We start from the raw sequence: 18,209 nt of genomic DNA, 5'->3' as shown, positions 1-18,209 counted from the left end.
TCACACACTCAATGAACAGGAATTCATATATTTCACAGTTATGATTGCTGAATTTTCAGTTAGTTATCAATCTATCAACAACCCATCTAGAATTTGCTGGTCAATATCTCTGATAAGACTTTTAACCAACTCTATTAGATCGATTACATCCTGCTGAGATACATCAACAGAGAACCCATCTGATTTTTTTCCATTGCGATGCACAATGTCATGTCTAACGAAAACAGACGGTCTTAGTTGATCCAATTTATCCTCTGGAAAATCACAGGCCAGAACTTTTTGGTACAGGTCTTTTACGGTATCAATGTTATGGAATGAGATTTTATCGATTTCCGTATTTAGCGTCTTATCAAGTGTGTCCAAAAACGCAAACACGTCTTTCTTAGCTAATTTCTCTTTGAAAACCTGATGTGATTCAACAAACCGACGTTTAACTGCACTTCGGTTTAACACATGGCTTTTCATTGTGTCAGATAGATACGCTTCCATCGCAGTTATCACACTGGCAAACACCATTCTTTGTAGTGTCGCATTTTCTGTTGTTTCATTTAGAACAGCTAGCTCACCCAAAGAAGTACAAAAGTTCTGATGAAACTTTGTTTCTCCTGCCTGGACTTCAGCAATATCATCAAAATCGGTAACCCATCCACCGTTAACTATATCGGTGATATCAAGCACACACTCTGATTCATCATCGCAATGTTCCAACAAAACCACAGCATAAGTTTCAACATACTTACATGGGAATATAGTACCAGCAAACCCTTGATTTTTATCATAAACACTATGAAATACAGATAACATGAATGACAGTAGTGGCTCACCATCAATAATCACTTTAGGATTAAAGTAATCGGTATCGAAATCTGCATTCAACTTATCAAATGCTTTGGGAAGTGTTTGCAGCCAATCTTGAAAACTATGACTCTCAACAATTTTTAAGTCAGCTGAAATTTGTTCAACATCATCAACATAGATGCTATCGGGGTTATTTTTACATAACTCCAAGGTTTCTTTCATTTCCAAGATCCAAGAACTTTTAACTTCATTGAAATCTTGTTCAGCGGATCTCAAATCGTATCCAGCCAGTTGCAAACGTCTTTTCAGCGTTTTTGCATCGATCTTGTATCCGATGAAATCTTGTTGATCTTCATCATCGTTAACTTCTCGTACCCTATCTTGCTTAGTGAAAAACCATTCGTCATATGTGTTTTTCCAAGATAGAAGCTCTTGGTTGTTGATGTTTATGTCTGCAAAACTTCCCATAAATTAAACCTCGAATTACATCACTACTTTGATCTGAGCAATTTCAGCTTCATAATCATCCGACTTAATTACTGGAAAATTATGTTCTCGCTCCATCACGGACATTGGATTCGATTCTTTAAGTATCAGATAGCTCTTTGCTAATTTATATGAATCTTCCGTTATGTAAGGAAATCCAACATCGTTATACTCGTAGGCATCTCTAGGGTCATTGAGCTGGGTCGGACTCGACAAATATTTTGACAGATTTGCTTTCAGCTCATCTACGTTATCATACAACTTATTCCATGCTATTGTTTTTAAACCAATTCCAGACGAGACTGTCATTAGTTTTACTTTATTAGATAAGAAATAAGCTCTTAAAATACGCTCATCGACAACTGGCACATTTGCAAACTGATGACCTACAAAAATGCTACTACTGTTTAATATGCACTGAGCAAATTTGTAGTCTTTGTTCTTATCGTAAGTCCAATCTAAACGTTCAAAAATCTCTTCAATGTTGTCTTGTAAGAACGCTGTTTTCCTAATCACTTGTTCACCAGCATGCTGCAAAATTTCTGAAGTACGATACTTCGAAATTTCTGAATCTGTTGTAACAATAGACTTAGCCTCGCCTACTATGATCAGGTCGTCAATTCTTGCCAACAAATCAAACTCTTCTTCTTTGCCCGCACCTAGTTTTATTCGTCTCGACAACCCTTTATCGTAGTCGTCGATAAACTCATTACTATCAAGAGCATCATTAAGTTCTTCTATGATTGTTTCTTCATAGGTGTAACCTTTTTCACGAAGATCAATGCCAAACTCATCAGCCCACCTCTCAACAAGCCTAAACACTGATGGAGCACCTAATGCGCTTGTCATTAATGCGTACTCACCTTTGCTAGTTTTAACTAGTGGTTGGCACCATAGGTCGCTAGTTGGGGATGGCTTTATGGTTAGAAAATCTACGATCTTTTCAACTTTTAGTGCATCTACACCCGTAGAGTCAGTCAGCGCACGCTTCAAAGAAAACGCTTGCACTGTTGGACAAAACTCACACAACTTGTTTATGTTGAAAGCACTATCATCATCTGGAAACTTACGCTGAGCATCATTTGCCATAAGCATTAATGATCGCATTACTTCAAGTGCTTCGGATATAGAAAAGCCTTTTCCATAATCATCAGTTAACCACTTTTCTGGATAGTGAGATTGCAGATCAAACTCTCTAATTCTCCATTGAGTATTCCACGTAATGAGATCGTCTCCACCATCTTTAATGGACATTACTGAAGCAATCCGTTTCTTATTCTGTCTTCTAATCACGGGGAACTTATCGTCAAGAAACTTAGCTTTATTACCGCCTTGCATAGCCATCAATGTGCTATGACCAGATAATCTAGCTTTTCGATTAGCACTATTTAAAAACGCAAGCTCATATGCCGAGGATGGTTGTTTAATCGAGAAGAACTTCTGCTCTTTGTCCATCTCGACTAAATCAAAATCTGACCAAATAACACATTGCCATAAGTGTGTATAAGTCCAGTACAACTGGGACAACCAAGATTCTTGCATCACAAAACTGATTTCATCTAGGGGTGCTTCAGAAATATCTAATTTCTTTCTTTTAGAAATGTTATATAGACAGTTTCGTATAGCAAGCTGAGCACCATCTACAGCACCATGTGCTAACTCTGCTAACTCATGCTTGTTACCCGTGATATTTGCGTCTAGTAGAACTGATTGGGTGTTAGTTATGTTCTGCTGTTTTGCCAATTTGAGTGCCACAGCAATTGTTCTGTTAGCATTAGCAACATATGACAGCATTAATCGTTCATAAGATGTTTTCGGAGCCTTTAAGTATAAGTCATCTAATGTTGAACGAACTTCACTTAAGACGCTGTCAATAATGACACCGGCTTTATAAACTCTTTTGTCTCGCTCTGATGCATCTGCTTCTACTTTTGCCCACTCTTGATTCCACTTGTCTAACTTAAAGTCATTTCTAGTTGGCGGTTTAATTTTGTTCTTGATTATTTTTTCAACAAACAGGTCTTTTACTTCATCAGCCATTGGATCAATTCCTTATTTTTATGATGCATATGATACCAGTGTATTAACCTGCTTCATATCAGATAGTTACGTAAACAGACTTTCAGTCATGATATGCATCTTTTGGTATTTCATTGATACAAGCCAGAGATTCACATTCTATTTAATGGCATGATTTAGAAGATATTATGGGAGGGATTATGGCGGACTTATACACTAACAGCAGTTCGAAACAGGACTTCATTCGACATGGACTCATCACCAGCGTTGAAGACGGTATGGACGTGTTTATAGCTTCTGCTTTCTTTACTGAATCAAGTGTTATCGACGAGCTGGTACAAAAAGGATGTCATATCAGGATCGTTGTTCGACTTGGTTTTCCAACGCTACCAGCAGCCCTAGAAAAGCTGCTCAGTCACGACAAACTAGAAGCTCGATTTTTCACCAGTAATTCGTTTCATCCTAAGTTCTACATCTTTGGTGACAAGAAAGTACTGCTTGGATCAGCTAACCTTACCCGCTCAGCACTTTTATCAAACCAAGAAGTAATGGTTAGTCTTCAATCTGACGATCATAGATTTGACGAACTAAAATCATTGTTCTCTGATTACTGGGAAGAAGCATCTGTTCTAACCAAAGATGCGATTAAAGACTATCGAAGCATCTACAACAAATTCGGGAAATTGGAGTCCTTGGTAAAGCAACTAGACGACAGCGTTACTGACACTCTCGGCGACAAAAACTTTTCAAATATTAGCCGTGGAAAGAAAAAAACCAACAAAAAATCAATCTTCCAAGACACTTACTACAAGTCTTATCAAGAGTCCGTTTATGCGTTTCGCTGTATCGAAGAAGTCTACAACACGTTTGAACGGAAAGTCGATGAAAGCAACATCCCATTGAGACTTGAAATCGATTCATTCTTTAGCTTTGTTCGAGATAAACATGCGTCTACAGATATTTGGAAAAGACAGCCCGTTGGTTGGACGGAGAATCAAAAATCTCATATCAAATCTCTTATAGATGAGTGGCTAACCATACATTGGAAACACTTTGAAGACACGATTGTACCTACGAACTATCCACTGATTCTTCGAGTATTTGGTTCAGTACAATCTATTAAAACTGCGTCAATGCATGACATTGTGGAAGCACTATGTGTTCTGCACTCTTTCCATGACAGATTTAGATTCTACAAAGGTGGTCTACCCACTTTGAAGACGGCTTTCATTGAAGCGAATGAAGAGACACAAGTTAAGAAAACCCTTTGTTACCTGCTCTATGGTACTGGCGATATAGTCACTCGCATGTCGAACTGCACCCACGATTCAGAGTATGAGTTAAACGAGTTTGGACCAGCAAATGTACAAGAACTGATAGGTTGGATAAACAAAGAAAATCTTCCTGTCATCAACGGTCGAACGACCAAAGTACTGAGATACTTTGGTTTCGAAGTTAAGCAGCTTGGTGAATAGAAGATGACTATTTGATAGTTATTAGCAAGTTACACACCTTTCAGTGGTACATAATGCATATGAACTGTACAATACACGGTTCATATGCCTAGATGTTGAGATATAAATGGAAATCTTTGCTACCCCACCTTTTGTTGCTATCGCTTGGATCTGCACTGTTGTTAGCTGTGTTTATGCTTTTGTTCAAAAAAGCAATGTAACCAAGATTACGCAGAAATTCGATAATCTAAACACTACTAACAATGAGCTAAAAGTTGAAAACAGTACGCTACAACAAAAGTTCGAATCTTTGGAAGTTTCATACAATTCATTGCAAGTTCAAAACACTTCTTTAGAACAGAAAATCGTCGAAATCGAAAAGAACGATATCCACGATAACTATCAAGAAGTGCACCAAAACGGCCAGAACAACTTTAACCAAGGCGTAATCAAAGGCGACTTTGTTTACAACAAATAAGAGTTCTAGGCTTGTCTATGTGTGAAACAAGATTTGATATTCAAAACATTGAAGGTGACTTCTACAATGTAGAGTCTCCAGAAAATAACGTTGACTCCATTATTAACGTTATCATTGGTGATATTGCATCTGCCAACGTGAGAATAGATCGAACTGATCGGTCGTTTCCCGCAAATGTTACGACGAAGATAAACCACAACATGCTCAAGACTAAGCGTCGTATTGTCTTGCAGTACAAATCGTATTCATCCCATATTGAAAAAGCCTACACTCTTGCAGAACAAAACATAATCAATGGAAAACAAACTGCAATGGAATTGCTTAATGAAATGTACTGCAATTCATTAGATAAGTATGGCATTGACTCATTTGAACCCGACATAGAGCAAGTACGGCAGCACGCAGACGACATCATAAGCGATGTTATCAAGCAGCTCAGAAAGTTTGTGTATAGCTCAGCCAATGTAACTCAATACAAAGAACAAGTAGAAATTGGGCTAAACGTTGTTGTTGCACATGGTTTTGTTGAATGCTGCGTACTGGAGAATCCTAACAATGCTACCAACTAAAGGCTCTCACCCAGAGATGAATGTGCTCTACATTGGTGGCTTTATCTTGAAAAAGCTTCATGAGCGCAAAAGAAAGCGTATGACGATCACACAGCTAATGAAAGTCGGCACTAAAGAGCTTTCTGTGTCCGTAGACCACATAATTCTAGCGTTGGATTGGCTGTATATCATTTCTGCTATTGGCTACGATAGCAAAGAGGTTTTTATCAATGAAGCTACTTAGATTTCTCTTAGATATCGACGGTGTAGAAACACGAGAGATACCGTTTTTAGACAACTTAAATATCATCACGAGTAAAAAGAAATCTGACGCACCTGGTAACAGCGTTGGTAAGTCAACTTTAGGTCGAATTCTCGACTACTTGTTTGATGGCTCAATTAGCCCAATCTACATTGATGATGAGTTTCAAACTCCAAAGCAAGAGATTGAACAGCTTTTCACAAACAGTGAAGTATACGTATCGCTTGAGTACCTTGGTCTAAACAATCAGTACAGTGTTATTAAGCGCAGACTATCTACTGATACTACACTGCAAAACTACATTTTGAACGGGCAAGAAGTAACAAGCAAAGAATACATCGCGCACATTATGGGTAGTATTTTTAACGTCTACTCTGCTAAACCAACGATCAGAAAACTTGCTCCGAAGTTCTTTAGAACAACGCAACACCGTATGACAAAGACTGTTAACTTTGACAACGGTAGGAACGTTAGTAAATCCGATATCAACACGGTTTTTCTGTATCTGTTCAACTTTGATGACACTGAGATACTCAGTAAAATCCACAGACTAAAGACCACCATCAAGGGTTATGATAAAAATCTGAAAGCCTTTAATAGTGTCATTTCTCAAGACAAGATTGTCGGCTCAGTCTCTAAAATAAAGAAAGAAATCGCTAAGTTAGAAAAGTCTTTATTATCGTCTGAAAAAGGCATTGATAAGCTAGAAATCGTATCAAAAATCAACACGATAGATGACGAGCAGAACTCACTTTCTTACCAGATTCTTTCTTTAGATTTAAAAATCAAGAACATAATTAAGACCAATGAAATACTAAAGACTAGTGAACAGCATCATTTGCTCGATGAACTGCGAACTATCTACGAGTATGCGTCTGTAAAGATAGAATCTACTCTTGAAGATTATCAACAAGCACTCGCTTTCCATGATCATCTGTTGAGCACCAAACGAGAGTTTGTGTCGCATGGACTAGATAAACTGCAACAGCAGCATGAAAAAGCAACTATCAAATTCGGCCAGTTAAAAAATCAGAAGCAAAGCCTATTCGATGAACTAAAGTCGAAAAAGAAAATAGAAGAGATATCTGACACGATGAAGGAAATTGGTAAGCTCGATAAAGAGTTAGCCAAACTAACAGCCATTATCGACAAAAAGGATGATATCGACTCAAAGCTAATACTTGAGCAACAAAGCTTAACTGAATTAGCTGGCGAGCTTGAAACTGAGCTCAACAACGTAACCTCTTTTGAAGAAAAGTATATTGAAAACTTCAAAGACTACACACGCGATTTCTACGGAGTTGAGTACAACTTCAGTCTTCATTTAGATCAAGAAAAGGGTGAATGCTCGCCACATGTCGACGACGTAGAATCAAACAACGAGGGTGGATTAAAAAGACTGGAAGTTGTTACATTTGATTTAGCATACATCAAGACTGTTTGTGACCAACAAGCATTAAGACCTAACTTTGTCTTACATGATTCGATTGATGAAATCGATATACAGCACGTTCGTAAAATGTTTGATGAATCAATTCAACTATCAGGACAACACATTGTTTCTATGTTGTCAGATAAGCTTGTTGAGCAAGATTACACCAAATACAAAGAGTTCATCATCCTTGAGCTATCTCAGGACAACAAATTCTTCAAGATATAACATTCGAGGCTGCCAAAACAGGCAGCCTACTCTCTTCCCCTTCAATGCACCTATGGTGCACTCTAGTATCATCTTCACGCAAACATGAAGATTCCATAATCAACTAACAGAATATTACACAGATTGATGTATGGTGTTGATTTCAAGCCAATTTGTAGCGTTCATACTTGCTTTGTTGAGTTCAGGTATAGATGATTTGAAAGTGCATTAAATATCTCTCCAATGGGAGAATTTCTCACATGGCAAATCAATGGGATTTCTGAGCTTGAAAGCTGAAATGAGCTGTGCCACTAAACAGATAGCGAACTTGGTGAGAATTGTGATATTGCGGACTTGGAACTAATCATGGAAAAACGCCATCTATATCGTAAGAAGCTAGAAATAGTTTGCCAAATCCCACGCGCACGCAAATAGATGTTCTAACAATGTTTGGGTCTTTTTCTGGTTTTTCAACCAAGTTATAGATACCCTAAAAAGGAACCACACGGTTCCTTTTAGATCTCGTACTTAGCAACGATATATTCGATTTTTTCATCGAATTCTTTTTTCGCAGCATCGATTTCACTGAAAGCGCCAATCAAATTCAACTTACCGCAAACGTAATCACCAAAGGTTTCGAGCTCTTCGATTTTAGACTCTAGCAACTTTTCAAAACGGTCTGTAGGCGTGTGTGTAATGTTATCTAAACTACAGATTGTATTTTCAATGGCAATGTGCTCATTCGATAGTTCATCTAACACATATAATAGATATTCAATGAAAGCTTGTTCGTTATATTTTGATGGAAAATTAATTTCAATTTCTTGTTTATAATTATGGTACATGGTTTTCCTTATTTGATTTTCCGTAGAGTTGATACAAAAATTTCTTCTATGTCGTCTGGCGTTAGTACTTCTAACAGTTTACGACGCCAGACTATGTTGTTTTCAACTGGTGTGATATTGTATTTAAAACACACCGCACGGAACTGTCTATAATTTAACTTACTTAAAAAATGGTCTATCGACTTATAATCGGTCATATAATTTCTCTCTCAGTTATCTTTGATTTATTATAAAATACATCTGTGTATCTTAAACAAATTAGCTAATTGTATGGTATACAGATAACTTCGAACTATTTAAAATAGATGGGGCTAAGTTGTCCCAATCAAGATCCATATATCCAGTTTGGTCACTATTCATTGGAGCCGCAGTGATTGCAGCACGTGAAATAACACCGACAATTGGATGTAGTGATTTTGAATCCACTGAATTTACTTGATAAGCCAAACCATCTACACCTTTTTCGAAATCATAAGGGCTATAAACTAAACTACTAATTTCTACATCACCCAACTGCTTCTTAGCACCAATGACGATATAGTCTTCAATCGCGTTTTTATCATGAACCAAAATAACACCAGATATTAGCTTGTATTTGTGCTCGTCGATTTTAGTAGCAAAACTAGACGACAGAAGCAGATTAAACGCTCGCCCACCTGCGACTACATAAGATCCAGTGATACCAGTATTTTTCTCAATATCTGCGATAGCAGTATGAACTTCACCATACAAACTACGACCTTGTTCAAATTTAGATACACTATCATCGATAATAATGTCATATCCGATCGAAGAGATTTTAATTAAACGATCTACGATATCTTTGTTAATATCTTCAGCAATTTGGTCTGCTAGATTATCAGTCACTACGGTTTCTGGTAGACCTAACGAAGCCATATCTTGTAGTGTTTCAGTCGCTACTTCTGTTTTTAGTTTTTTTGATTTAACCTCACTCTGCCAACGGTCGAACGTAAATTGGAATTGTCTCCAACCACTACCATCATCAGGTTGTTCATCTGTCAGTTTAAATCCATATGCTGTAGCAATTGGCTGAGTCGTCGGCTGATACGAAACAATGTCTGTAAACAAAAGTGGATAAACTCTCTTCTGGACACTAACAATATCGGGTAATCCGGTTACAATACTCATTTATTTTTCTCCTTTTTAGATGGTAAAACATTCTTTTTCTGTTCTGCTGGTTTATTCTTTTCATACAATTTCTTCATTAATGTTCTTTCAAAAAAGTTCATACAAACTCCATAAAAATAAGGCGGCACCGGACGTAGTAACCGCCTGCTAAGGAACGGTAATGCAAATACCGTTTTATTTGTTCATTAGATTAGAAATAAACTCTAAATCGTCTTTATCATCAACGCGAAGCTTTCGACCAAATCCAGTATCTAAGAAACGTTTTTTAGATTCTTTACGACGACGCTTTAAAAACTGACTCATCGTTTCTTTTGGTTTCTCGTATGTTGATTCGGATAACGTACTATTCCAAGTATGTTTAAATTCGTTTAGTGATTTCACTACTTCACCATACTGGATTCTACAATGGCAACTAGGTTGTCAAAATCGGAATTAAATTTATTAATGCTTTCTTCAACTTCAATTAAAATATCTAGCTCAGTAATCATTTGATCGAATTGCTCAAGATACTGAAGTGTGATTTCTTTGTGTTTCTTCAGCGTGTCTAAACATGCTTTATATGGACACAATGGATTTTCAAAATCAACTAACGAAATGTTTATTTGATACGCTTGATTAGATTTTTCCAACAACGTTGTTAGCTCAATTTTCTTACTTTGTAGATGCTGTTTTTGTTCCACTAATTCCATTTTTCCATTCCTTGTATGTTTTAATTCGTTTCTTTTTACCAACCACATCTGGACCTTTGTTTGTAATAGAACCACTTCTTTTTCCAGCAGCAATATCGGTTGGTTCACCCGCAGCATCACCCGCGACCATTGCTTCGAGCACATCTTCTAAATGTTTATTTTTAACAACTGGTACTGTTGTAGTTGTTTCAATAATTGTTGCTTCTGACAATTCCATCATCCAGCCTTACTGCTTAAATCAGCAGAAGTACCACCAACAATGACAGCCATTACAGCTGCTAAAGCATCGATTATTTGATTAACTTCGCCTGATGCTCGAGCTTTGCGGAGCATTGTAACTGCGCGCATGTTATCTAAATCAGATGAGTTATCTCGAATTACTTTGGTTAACGAAACTAGTGTTTTGTTAATCTGTTTCAAATCACTCATGATTTTGGTTGCTGCACCAACTAACGCAACATCAGTTGAAGTTTCATGAATGTGTGCAGCTTCGTATAATGTGTTAAACAAAGCGATTTGTGCCCATTGGTCTGATACGTATTTTGTCTCCAACATAGCTACAAACTTTGCTTGTTTTGCTAATGGAGTGTTCAAGTCCATGTGTTTGGTCTTTTGTTCCATTAAATGGAACTCAAACTCCAACGATTCATCATTGTTTGATTCGAATAACGTTCCTGATTCGAAAATCATTTTTCGAACTTCAGCTTTTGCTTCATTAACTGAGTTCTTTAAATACGTATCTGATTCAATTGATTCGTTTATTTCCGTAATATAATCGCTAAAACGTATCATTATGAGTTCCTCCAGTCCGTTTTAATAAACTTCCACATTGGCATAATTTTGCTCTCTTTGATGGAAACTGATGTTTCTTTTGGTTTTTGTTTTTCTTTCCAGTCTTGGTACATGTCTTTATCGTCAACTGATTTCATCTTATTTAGAAAATCACTTAAGCTAATTCCATCATCATTTATAAGATGCTTTAGCAACTCGATTGTTGGTTTTGAAATATCGATTTCAGTATCATTTAAATGACCATCGCCATCTTTATCAAACATACGACTGAACTGACTAACCATACTCTTTACTTGTAAATCACCATCTACTTCTGCCTGTGCAACTTTATCCAAAACAGCCTTTTGCCATGGTGTTAATCCGTCTATTTCAATGCCACTGAAGTAGTTTTCGTTAAAGACAGTGCTAACAACTTCTTTTGATGGTTTTGTTCCTAGTTTGTCAATCAAACGTTTCTTAATATCAACATACTCACTACCCGACTCATAATCTTCAGGATTGATTTTATGTCTGTTGTACATCTCTTCACGGCGAGCAAGTTTAATTAAATCACGAATAGTTAGATTATCAATAAACTGATCATCCACTCCTGCGTGCATTACTATCTTCAATATATCTTGGAAATAGGTATCCATTTTTTCTCCTAAACACTTTGTTTTCTTATATGTATTTATCTTCATCCTCAGGAGACTTATTCAAATTTAAATAATTTTTCAATAAATAAAATAAAAAGGAGAAACAAATGATATCTAAAGAAGATATTAGAAAAATTGTATTAACGTATTTTTTGGATGGAAAGTTGATTGAGTTATCTAAAGAACTTCAAATTAATTACCAATCAATTAACACAGCCGTGCGTAGACTTGAGCTACAAGATTTTAAAAAAGAGATATCAACTATTCCAAACGGGTATTTTGATTACTACATTCGTTGTTTTCAAAACCGAATAAAATACAGCGTTGCAAAAGACTTATTAGGAGGCTTACATGATACATTTTAATTGTAATTTTGGTCATGTGGAAAAGAACGTACAAAACAAGTTTAATAAACAATCAATACTACAAACACTTAAAAATCAGAACAGAGAATTATTTGATCGTTTGTTGGTAGATAAACTAAACGGACTTGATACGTGGATTGAGTTAAATGAAATTGAAAAATGTATTCCTGAAACACCTAAGAAACGTGTTTCTACAAATTTGGTTTACTTGAAATGTGGAAGTTATAAAAAGCTGATTTCACAAAACTATGACATGAATGGTTTAGATGGAATTGAACTAAAACTTCATATCACTGACTTGCTGGAAAACAGTAGCTTAAGTTTACCACAGTACGAAGAATTAAATGGAATTGTATACGAACTTTCTTATAAAAACCTGTTTAGCTCAGTCAACATATTTGAGGTGACGTATGAAAAAATTTAATTTGGATATTTTAAAGCCCAAAAGTAAGAAAATTATTTTACCGCAATCTGGTGTATCGGTAACAGTCACATTGCCCCGTGTTAAAGATAGTTATAACAAAGAGAAATTATCTAATTACGATAACTACATCGATGTTGACTTTAGTAAACTAAGTATCGTTGATAGCGAATATATACTAATGACCATTTATTCTGAGCAAACTGACGTGTTGTGGACCCATTACGCTGAATGTGCAGAATGCGGTGCTGAAGTAGTTTCAACCTACAACACTGATGATGCGCAAATCGGCACTATTCCGGATAACAAAATAAATGTGTTTGATGGATTAGATATTGTCTTGAAATATCCAACGAACGAAGACATTTCGAAATATCGCGCAGAGTGCGATGATCAGACGATTGATGTTTTGCACAAAATTGTTCAATCAGTGTTCTACAACGGTGAAGAAGTCTTAGTTGATGATGTTCATGCTTTTGTCGATAACTTGCCAAACAGTGTTGTTGGAAAAGTAGCTGGTTTTTTGAACAACCAACCAACGGTACTGTTTGATGTGAATGTTGCGTGTGAATGTGGGAACAAGAGTGCTGAAACCATTACATTTGCGGAGCATTTGTCATGAAGAATTATGTACCAGTTGAATTACAACAACTTCGAGGTTCAAAGTCTCCTGAGACATTGAAGTTAGATAAACTAAGAAATGCGTTCAAAGTGCTTGACGTTGATACAAATAATGAAGCACCCGAAGTGACCGAAACTACAAGTTCTGGTGTTAACGACACTGATCAGAAAGATTTCATCGCAATGCAATACCCATCAAACATCAGCCACCTACCTAGTATGTTCTTTTTGCGAGCCGTGGAAATTAATACCGCAAGCCAGGCTTATTATGGTGATATGCGGAACGCGTTTACACAGCAAGATGCTGCAATTAACAACAATGATCCTGATTTTGGTGAACTCGTTGTATCGATGATGCTACCGATACCAGAGTCTTTTAACGACAACATTAAACATAGTGTAGATGGATCTACTGACACTTTAGCTGGTGAATCATACAAAGCAGCACTTGCAGCTGGTGTTAGTCTGTCAGATAACGGGAGTGCTGTGGATAAAATTCGCGGTCTGGGAGATATTGGTAAAAGCTTCTTATCATCCGCATTAGGTTTAGCACAACGTGGGGCGATTCAAGGAAACGCTGAACAAGCCATTCTTAATGCATCTAATCGTGTATTGGGCGATATTTCTACAACTTCTTACAAAGGAACAGGTTTACGTCAGCTCACGCTAGCATACAAGTTTATGCCGCAGACTGTTGGTGAATTAAAAGGCGTTGCTAACATCATTAACGCTTTTAAGCTTTTTTCCATGGCACGTAAGAATAGTACCAATACTTTAGAAACATATGACGGTAATGCGTACGAGAGCGCAAGTAAGCTGAATTTACTGCACGCTCCACCAGTGTGGTTTATCCAAGAAATCAATTTAGCCAAAGGATCTCGATTCACCAACCTTTTCAATATGGGTCCATGTGCTATCAGTGCTGTTAACGTCAACAACACACCAGACAATTTGTACAAAACTTTTGTTGGAACTGCTGGAGACCCAGTAAGTATCGAAGTGAGTGTTACGTTTGAAGAACTAATTCCGATGTATCAGGAAACATACAAAGCAGATATGGAGCGCACCAGCAAAGTTAATTCGAACGGGATGGTGACGTAATGGACGACAAACAAGTAAAACAAATAATTAATAAACTCGATGCGATGTTTTTTCAGAAAGAAGAAGTTTCTGAAATTCAAAGTGCTCAGTTCAATCAAACTATTAGCACAATGAAACGTGTTGGTGATAAATCAAACAACATACTATCTGCTATCAACAAATCCATAGTTTCTTCAAATGAAGTGCTAATCGATTCAGTAGACCGTCTAATAGAAAAAGTACGTGAATTAAACGTTACTAAAGCACCTGTAGTCACTCCGGTTAATAACAATGTTGTTGTTGATAATAACTCTATTGCAGACAAAATGGATTCAACCAGACGCACCACGGAGCTACAGCAGCGTGAACGTTTGAAGAAAAGTCAGAAGACGGAGCAGAAGTTTTTCACAAAACTGATTAGTCAAGTGATTAGCGCAGGGATCAACACCGGACAACGTATTATTAAACAACTGACAAAAATGGTCATGCTGCAAAGTATTATGACTGCATTTTCTGGTGCTATTAGTACAGCGATGAAAGCATTATTACCAGCCATCATACTTTTTGATAAGACTATTGGTAGACTAATAAATCCATTACTCGATTCTTTTATAGACGCTGGTAAAGCTGGTGTTGGTAAACTTAGTACTAAAGTATCCAAACCAGATATTGATATTGACGTTAAAGGATTAGGACGCCAATTAAGCACAATGTTGGGAACCACTATGCGGAGTGTTATTACTTCTGTTGGACCAAGACTTGTAGCTTTAGCAAATCCGGTGTCTCTCGTGATTGGAGCCGTCGCATCACTTGGTTATGGCATGTACAAACTATTTGAAGATGAGTTTGATAAGATCTTTTCTAGTGTGAAGAGTTTGTTAATCGACCCTGAACGATTGAGCAATTTAATGGCTCCAGTAGTTGCTTGGTTCGATAATATTGTGTCTAGTGTAACTGGTACGTTTAGCAATTTAACCAATCAGTTTGTTTCTAACCTAACTGAGTTAAAAGACAATGCGGTTCAGTTTTTTGCAGATTTGGGAATCACGAAATTCTTTAATACGTTCTTTAACACGGTACTAGGTGTCTGGAATGGAATAATTAGCACGTTCCTGAATATCCCTGACTATCTAAGCAAACTGAATATCAAGATGGATCAGTTGATCCTGAACATGAAGCTAAGTCTCCAAAACACCATCAACGGGCTTATTGATAATGTAAATGCAGTTAGTTCGAAACTTGGATTGGAAATCGATCAGATTAGTCTCGTTGATGATGCAGACAAAGCCCAACAAAAGCTGTTGGAAGCTGAAGCAGAACTTAATAAACGTATCAGCGAGCGTAACAACACTGAGTATGTCCAAGAAACTGCAAAGTTTGTAGCAGACGGTGTTAGTGATACTGCTAAAAAGACAGTGGACGGACTAAAAGACTCTGCTGATTTGGTAGTTGATATGACTACAGAATTCGTGAAAGAAACTGGATTAAAGATACGTGACGCGAAAAATGGATTTTCGGAAAGTTTACTTGATCTGTCTGATGATATTAACAGTCTGGGTATCGAATCGCCCGATTTTAAACCAGTCAACGACCGTCCCGATTTAGGCAGTATGGTCAGTAAGCAAGCCACTCAGACTGAAAAAACAGCTATGGAAGTTCAGAACAATCAAAACACCAATTTATTGAACAACATCAACAATAGTAATAACACGACAATTTCTACCAACAATAACTCTAACACGACCATCATGGGCAAGAATCTATTTGGCGACCATGTTAGTACGAGACCAAGAGGAGGTGTCCATTGATTCCTAATTTTAAAACCTTTATCAGTGAATTAAACAATAATGACGTGGCACGTAGTAACTTGTATCTCGTGGTACTACCGCCATTAAGCAACATCATGTCTATCGATAGCGTCGTTGGACTACCACCAGAAGATAATTTGTTGTCCGGTGTCACTAATGTTGTTGATAGTGCTGGTGATTTAGTAAGTGCTGTCGGTTCGGGTGATCCGTTACAAATGGTGGGTGCGGCTGCTGGTGCGGTGGTTCCATTTACTGGGCTTGGTGGTACTGGAAATGATGCGTTAACTTCGTTGGCGGGTTTGATAGAGAATGGAAAACTCAGCGTTTTTGCTAAAAGCTGTAATATTCCTGGTATGGAACTAGATGCTTCAATCAGTCATGTTACTGGCAAAAGCCGAATTGATATCCACGGTAAGTCTTATCAAAGGTTTAGTGTGACGTTTTACTGCTCAGCCGGATATCCTGAAAGACGTTTATTGAGTCATTGGATGGAAAGCATCTACAATAGTTCCACGCAAAGACAAGCATTTCTAGCAACTGTCCAGAAACCTATCGAGATATGGACGCTGTCCCGTCGTCACCTACCCACATCTATAACTCGTCTGAAGAACTGTATTCCAACTAGAATTGGTGACGTGCAGCTGAGTTATGAGAATAACAACGAGGTTGCCACGTTCGAATGCGAATTCTTGGCCGAAAAAGTTGAATACGCTACAGATATCAATTCTGCATTAGAGCTTGCGCGTGAAAGTGCTTCGTTGGTTTCTAACATCACTTCGCTATAAATATTATTGAAAATTGTTAATTATTCTATCTATGTGGTTTTGTTACCACGCCCTTTTTAGATGGTTTTTAGTCCGGGTTCTTTTTTGCTCGGACTTTTTTTTGCGTTGAACTTGGGTCAGCCAAACCATTTGATTGCCAATTCCTTTGTGCTTCTAAGATATTTCAGATAGGAATATGCAGGTTATATCAACATGTGGGTTTTGTAATTAAATGAAACTACTTCAGCTATAAATTCTACTAAATATTAGGCGGGACGCCACAAATGTAGTTAATGCTCGCTGTGCTCGCAAGCGACTTCGTCGCATTTTAGCCCGAGGGGCTTATGCTAAACGCAGTGTTAGAATTATCGAGTGAAGCGCAGCGGAACGAGATTTGGATGAGCGCAGCGAATCCAATTACGTCGAGGACGAAAACCTACCAGCGTCCAGCAGGTGAATAATTATTTCATCTATAATATATTTGTTCCGGTTAGGTTGGTTGGTAAAACCATTATACTAAGTAAAATAATAATTTTAAACATGAATGTGGTAATAATTTTTAAAACAAACTTTAGTTTACAAACAATAAAGGGGAGCTACCCCTTTTTATTAATTCAATTTAATTTAATTTAACCTCATCTAACAGATCATAATAACCATCTACCATCAAAAAATCATACTTATCATAATTTCTATATAATTCACCTATCATCTGATCATCGGAAAATTCTTCCCTAACGACATTAATAACATTTTTCTTAAATTCATTTACATGGTCCCAAATCCAACTATCTCTATCTAATTTACTTCCATTTTCAGAACACTCTTCACACATCACCTCAATACTAATCGACAAATTATTCAAATAATCTTCAATCATCTTTTCTTTCAATAAAGCACTATTATATTTTTTCATTTTTAATTCCTCTTCGTTGTTGATGAAAAGAGTATCTCATGGAAAAAATTATTTTAAACAAAGATTGAAATAAAACTCAAAAAAGCCACTTAACCGCATGATTTTAAAGGAATTTAAATTGATAAAAACAATATCTACAACCAAATACATCTAGGACGATTTCTTTGAATGTCGTAAAAACACATTATTTTTAATGAGTACTAGATGGTCTATACCTAAATCCAGAAGCTACCAGTATCACTCCAGTCACTTATAGATCATCCAGCTAATAAATCCTATTGCTAGTACCTAAAAGGTGTAGTGGATAGCTACCAGACATCACCAGATGTGTTTAGTAAGACTAAAAGACGATTTAGATGAAATAACACATATGGGCGAAGCCCCTGCGCTTGCGCATTACTAAATGCTACTAGATGGGACTAAATGAACTACTAGAAGAG

22 protein-coding genes are annotated in these 18,209 nt (G+C 37.0%); 11 read left to right on the top strand and 11 right to left on the bottom strand.

Annotated features, from left to right (window positions below; genetic code table 11):
* Window positions 1-66: 66 nt before the first annotated feature.
* Together PVK71_RS17825 and PVK71_RS17820 are read right to left on the bottom strand one after the other, a co-directional pair.
* On the bottom strand, window positions 67-1,266 hold the full coding sequence (locus PVK71_RS17825) for a HEPN/Toprim-associated domain-containing protein (protein WP_274420411.1): 1,200 nt from the start codon (window positions 1,264-1,266) through the stop codon (window positions 67-69).
* 15 nt (window positions 1,267-1,281) lie between these two features.
* Window positions 1,282-3,324 (bottom strand): hypothetical protein, encoded by a 2,043-nt coding sequence (locus PVK71_RS17820; RefSeq protein ID WP_274420409.1) that lies wholly within the window; start codon window positions 3,322-3,324, stop codon window positions 1,282-1,284.
* Window positions 3,325-3,503: 179 nt separating this feature from the next.
* Between PVK71_RS17820 and PVK71_RS17815 the strand changes: the two genes are divergently transcribed.
* The 5 genes from PVK71_RS17815 (at window position 3,504) to PVK71_RS17795 (ending at window position 7,705) form a co-directional block, all read left to right on the top strand.
* A complete protein-coding gene (locus PVK71_RS17815) occupies window positions 3,504-4,778 on the top strand; it encodes a phospholipase D family protein (RefSeq protein WP_274420408.1) in 1,275 nt (424 codons plus the stop codon).
* Window positions 4,779-4,884: 106 nt separating this feature from the next.
* The gene (locus PVK71_RS17810; RefSeq protein ID WP_274420406.1) at window positions 4,885-5,235 is read left to right on the top strand and encodes a hypothetical protein; all 351 of its coding nucleotides are present in this window, start codon (window positions 4,885-4,887) and stop codon (window positions 5,233-5,235) included.
* Window positions 5,236-5,435: 200 nt separating this feature from the next.
* Window positions 5,436-5,804, top strand: coding sequence for a hypothetical protein (locus PVK71_RS17805; protein WP_238930035.1), 369 nt, complete (start codon window positions 5,436-5,438; stop codon window positions 5,802-5,804).
* Window positions 5,791-6,027: an ABC-three component system middle component 6 gene (locus PVK71_RS17800; RefSeq protein WP_019282689.1), complete on the top strand. Its 237-nt coding sequence runs from the start codon at window positions 5,791-5,793 to the stop codon at window positions 6,025-6,027. The genes PVK71_RS17805 and PVK71_RS17800 overlap by 14 nt, the downstream gene beginning before the upstream one ends.
* On the top strand, window positions 6,014-7,705 hold the full coding sequence (locus tag PVK71_RS17795) for a DUF2326 domain-containing protein (protein WP_274420398.1): 1,692 nt from the start codon (window positions 6,014-6,016) through the stop codon (window positions 7,703-7,705). The genes PVK71_RS17800 and PVK71_RS17795 overlap by 14 nt, the downstream gene beginning before the upstream one ends.
* A 494-nt stretch (window positions 7,706-8,199) precedes the next feature.
* Here PVK71_RS17795 and PVK71_RS17790 read toward each other — a convergent pair whose 3' ends face one another.
* From PVK71_RS17790 to PVK71_RS17755, 8 genes are all read right to left on the bottom strand, one after another.
* Window positions 8,200-8,529, bottom strand: coding sequence for a hypothetical protein (locus PVK71_RS17790; protein WP_274420396.1), 330 nt, complete (start codon window positions 8,527-8,529; stop codon window positions 8,200-8,202).
* Window positions 8,530-8,537: 8 nt separating this feature from the next.
* Window positions 8,538-8,726: a hypothetical protein gene (locus tag PVK71_RS17785; protein ID WP_274420394.1), complete on the bottom strand. Its 189-nt coding sequence runs from the start codon at window positions 8,724-8,726 to the stop codon at window positions 8,538-8,540.
* Window positions 8,727-8,787: 61 nt separating this feature from the next.
* Window positions 8,788-9,678 carry a hypothetical protein gene (locus PVK71_RS17780; protein ID WP_274420392.1) on the bottom strand — a complete coding sequence of 297 codons (891 nt, stop codon included), beginning with the start codon at window positions 9,676-9,678 and terminating at the stop codon, window positions 8,788-8,790.
* A gap of 174 nt (window positions 9,679-9,852) precedes the next feature.
* Entirely contained in the window at window positions 9,853-10,059 is a 207-nt protein-coding gene (locus PVK71_RS17775) for a hypothetical protein (protein ID WP_274420390.1), read from the bottom strand.
* Window positions 10,059-10,367 (bottom strand): hypothetical protein, encoded by a 309-nt coding sequence (locus PVK71_RS17770; protein WP_274420388.1) that lies wholly within the window; start codon window positions 10,365-10,367, stop codon window positions 10,059-10,061. The genes PVK71_RS17775 and PVK71_RS17770 overlap by 1 nt, the downstream gene beginning before the upstream one ends.
* Complete coding sequence (locus tag PVK71_RS17765; protein ID WP_274421873.1) at window positions 10,330-10,578, bottom strand: hypothetical protein; 249 nt, start codon at window positions 10,576-10,578, stop codon at window positions 10,330-10,332. The genes PVK71_RS17770 and PVK71_RS17765 overlap by 38 nt, the downstream gene beginning before the upstream one ends.
* Window positions 10,579-10,583: 5 nt before the next feature.
* Complete coding sequence (locus PVK71_RS17760) at window positions 10,584-11,159, bottom strand: hypothetical protein (RefSeq protein ID WP_274420384.1); 576 nt, start codon at window positions 11,157-11,159, stop codon at window positions 10,584-10,586.
* Window positions 11,159-11,794, bottom strand: coding sequence for a hypothetical protein (locus PVK71_RS17755; protein ID WP_274420382.1), 636 nt, complete (start codon window positions 11,792-11,794; stop codon window positions 11,159-11,161). Before PVK71_RS17755 ends, PVK71_RS17760 begins: the two co-directional genes overlap by 1 nt.
* Window positions 11,795-11,901: 107 nt before the next feature.
* On the opposite strand from PVK71_RS17755, the gene PVK71_RS17750 reads away from it, so the two are divergent.
* Genes PVK71_RS17750 through PVK71_RS17725 form a run of 6 tightly spaced genes read left to right on the top strand, consistent with a single transcriptional unit; the run spans window position 11,902 to window position 16,874 of the window.
* Complete coding sequence (locus tag PVK71_RS17750; RefSeq protein WP_274420380.1) at window positions 11,902-12,159, top strand: hypothetical protein; 258 nt, start codon at window positions 11,902-11,904, stop codon at window positions 12,157-12,159.
* Window positions 12,146-12,583 carry a hypothetical protein gene (locus tag PVK71_RS17745; RefSeq protein ID WP_274420378.1) on the top strand — a complete coding sequence of 146 codons (438 nt, stop codon included), beginning with the start codon at window positions 12,146-12,148 and terminating at the stop codon, window positions 12,581-12,583. The genes PVK71_RS17750 and PVK71_RS17745 overlap by 14 nt, the downstream gene beginning before the upstream one ends.
* Entirely contained in the window at window positions 12,570-13,202 is a 633-nt protein-coding gene (locus PVK71_RS17740; protein ID WP_274420376.1) for a T4 family baseplate hub assembly chaperone, read from the top strand. Before PVK71_RS17745 ends, PVK71_RS17740 begins: the two co-directional genes overlap by 14 nt.
* Entirely contained in the window at window positions 13,199-14,302 is a 1,104-nt protein-coding gene (locus PVK71_RS17735; protein ID WP_274420374.1) for a baseplate tail-tube junction protein, read from the top strand. The genes PVK71_RS17740 and PVK71_RS17735 overlap by 4 nt, the downstream gene beginning before the upstream one ends.
* Window positions 14,302-16,089, top strand: coding sequence for a hypothetical protein (locus PVK71_RS17730; RefSeq protein WP_274420371.1), 1,788 nt, complete (start codon window positions 14,302-14,304; stop codon window positions 16,087-16,089). The genes PVK71_RS17735 and PVK71_RS17730 overlap by 1 nt, the downstream gene beginning before the upstream one ends.
* Window positions 16,086-16,874 carry a hypothetical protein gene (locus PVK71_RS17725; protein ID WP_274420369.1) on the top strand — a complete coding sequence of 263 codons (789 nt, stop codon included), beginning with the start codon at window positions 16,086-16,088 and terminating at the stop codon, window positions 16,872-16,874. The genes PVK71_RS17730 and PVK71_RS17725 overlap by 4 nt, the downstream gene beginning before the upstream one ends.
* Before the next feature lie 598 nt (window positions 16,875-17,472).
* Here the strand turns inward: PVK71_RS17725 and PVK71_RS17720 are convergent.
* A complete protein-coding gene (locus PVK71_RS17720; RefSeq protein ID WP_274420367.1) occupies window positions 17,473-17,769 on the bottom strand; it encodes a hypothetical protein in 297 nt (98 codons plus the stop codon).
* Window positions 17,770-18,209: the final 440 nt, after the last annotated feature.

It is taken from the genome of Aliivibrio sp. S4MY1 (assembly GCF_028765545.1).
Taxonomy (GTDB): domain Bacteria; phylum Pseudomonadota; class Gammaproteobacteria; order Enterobacterales; family Vibrionaceae; genus Aliivibrio.
Note: the sequence above shows the minus strand (reverse complement) of the source record. Positions and strands in the feature narration are given on the sequence as shown.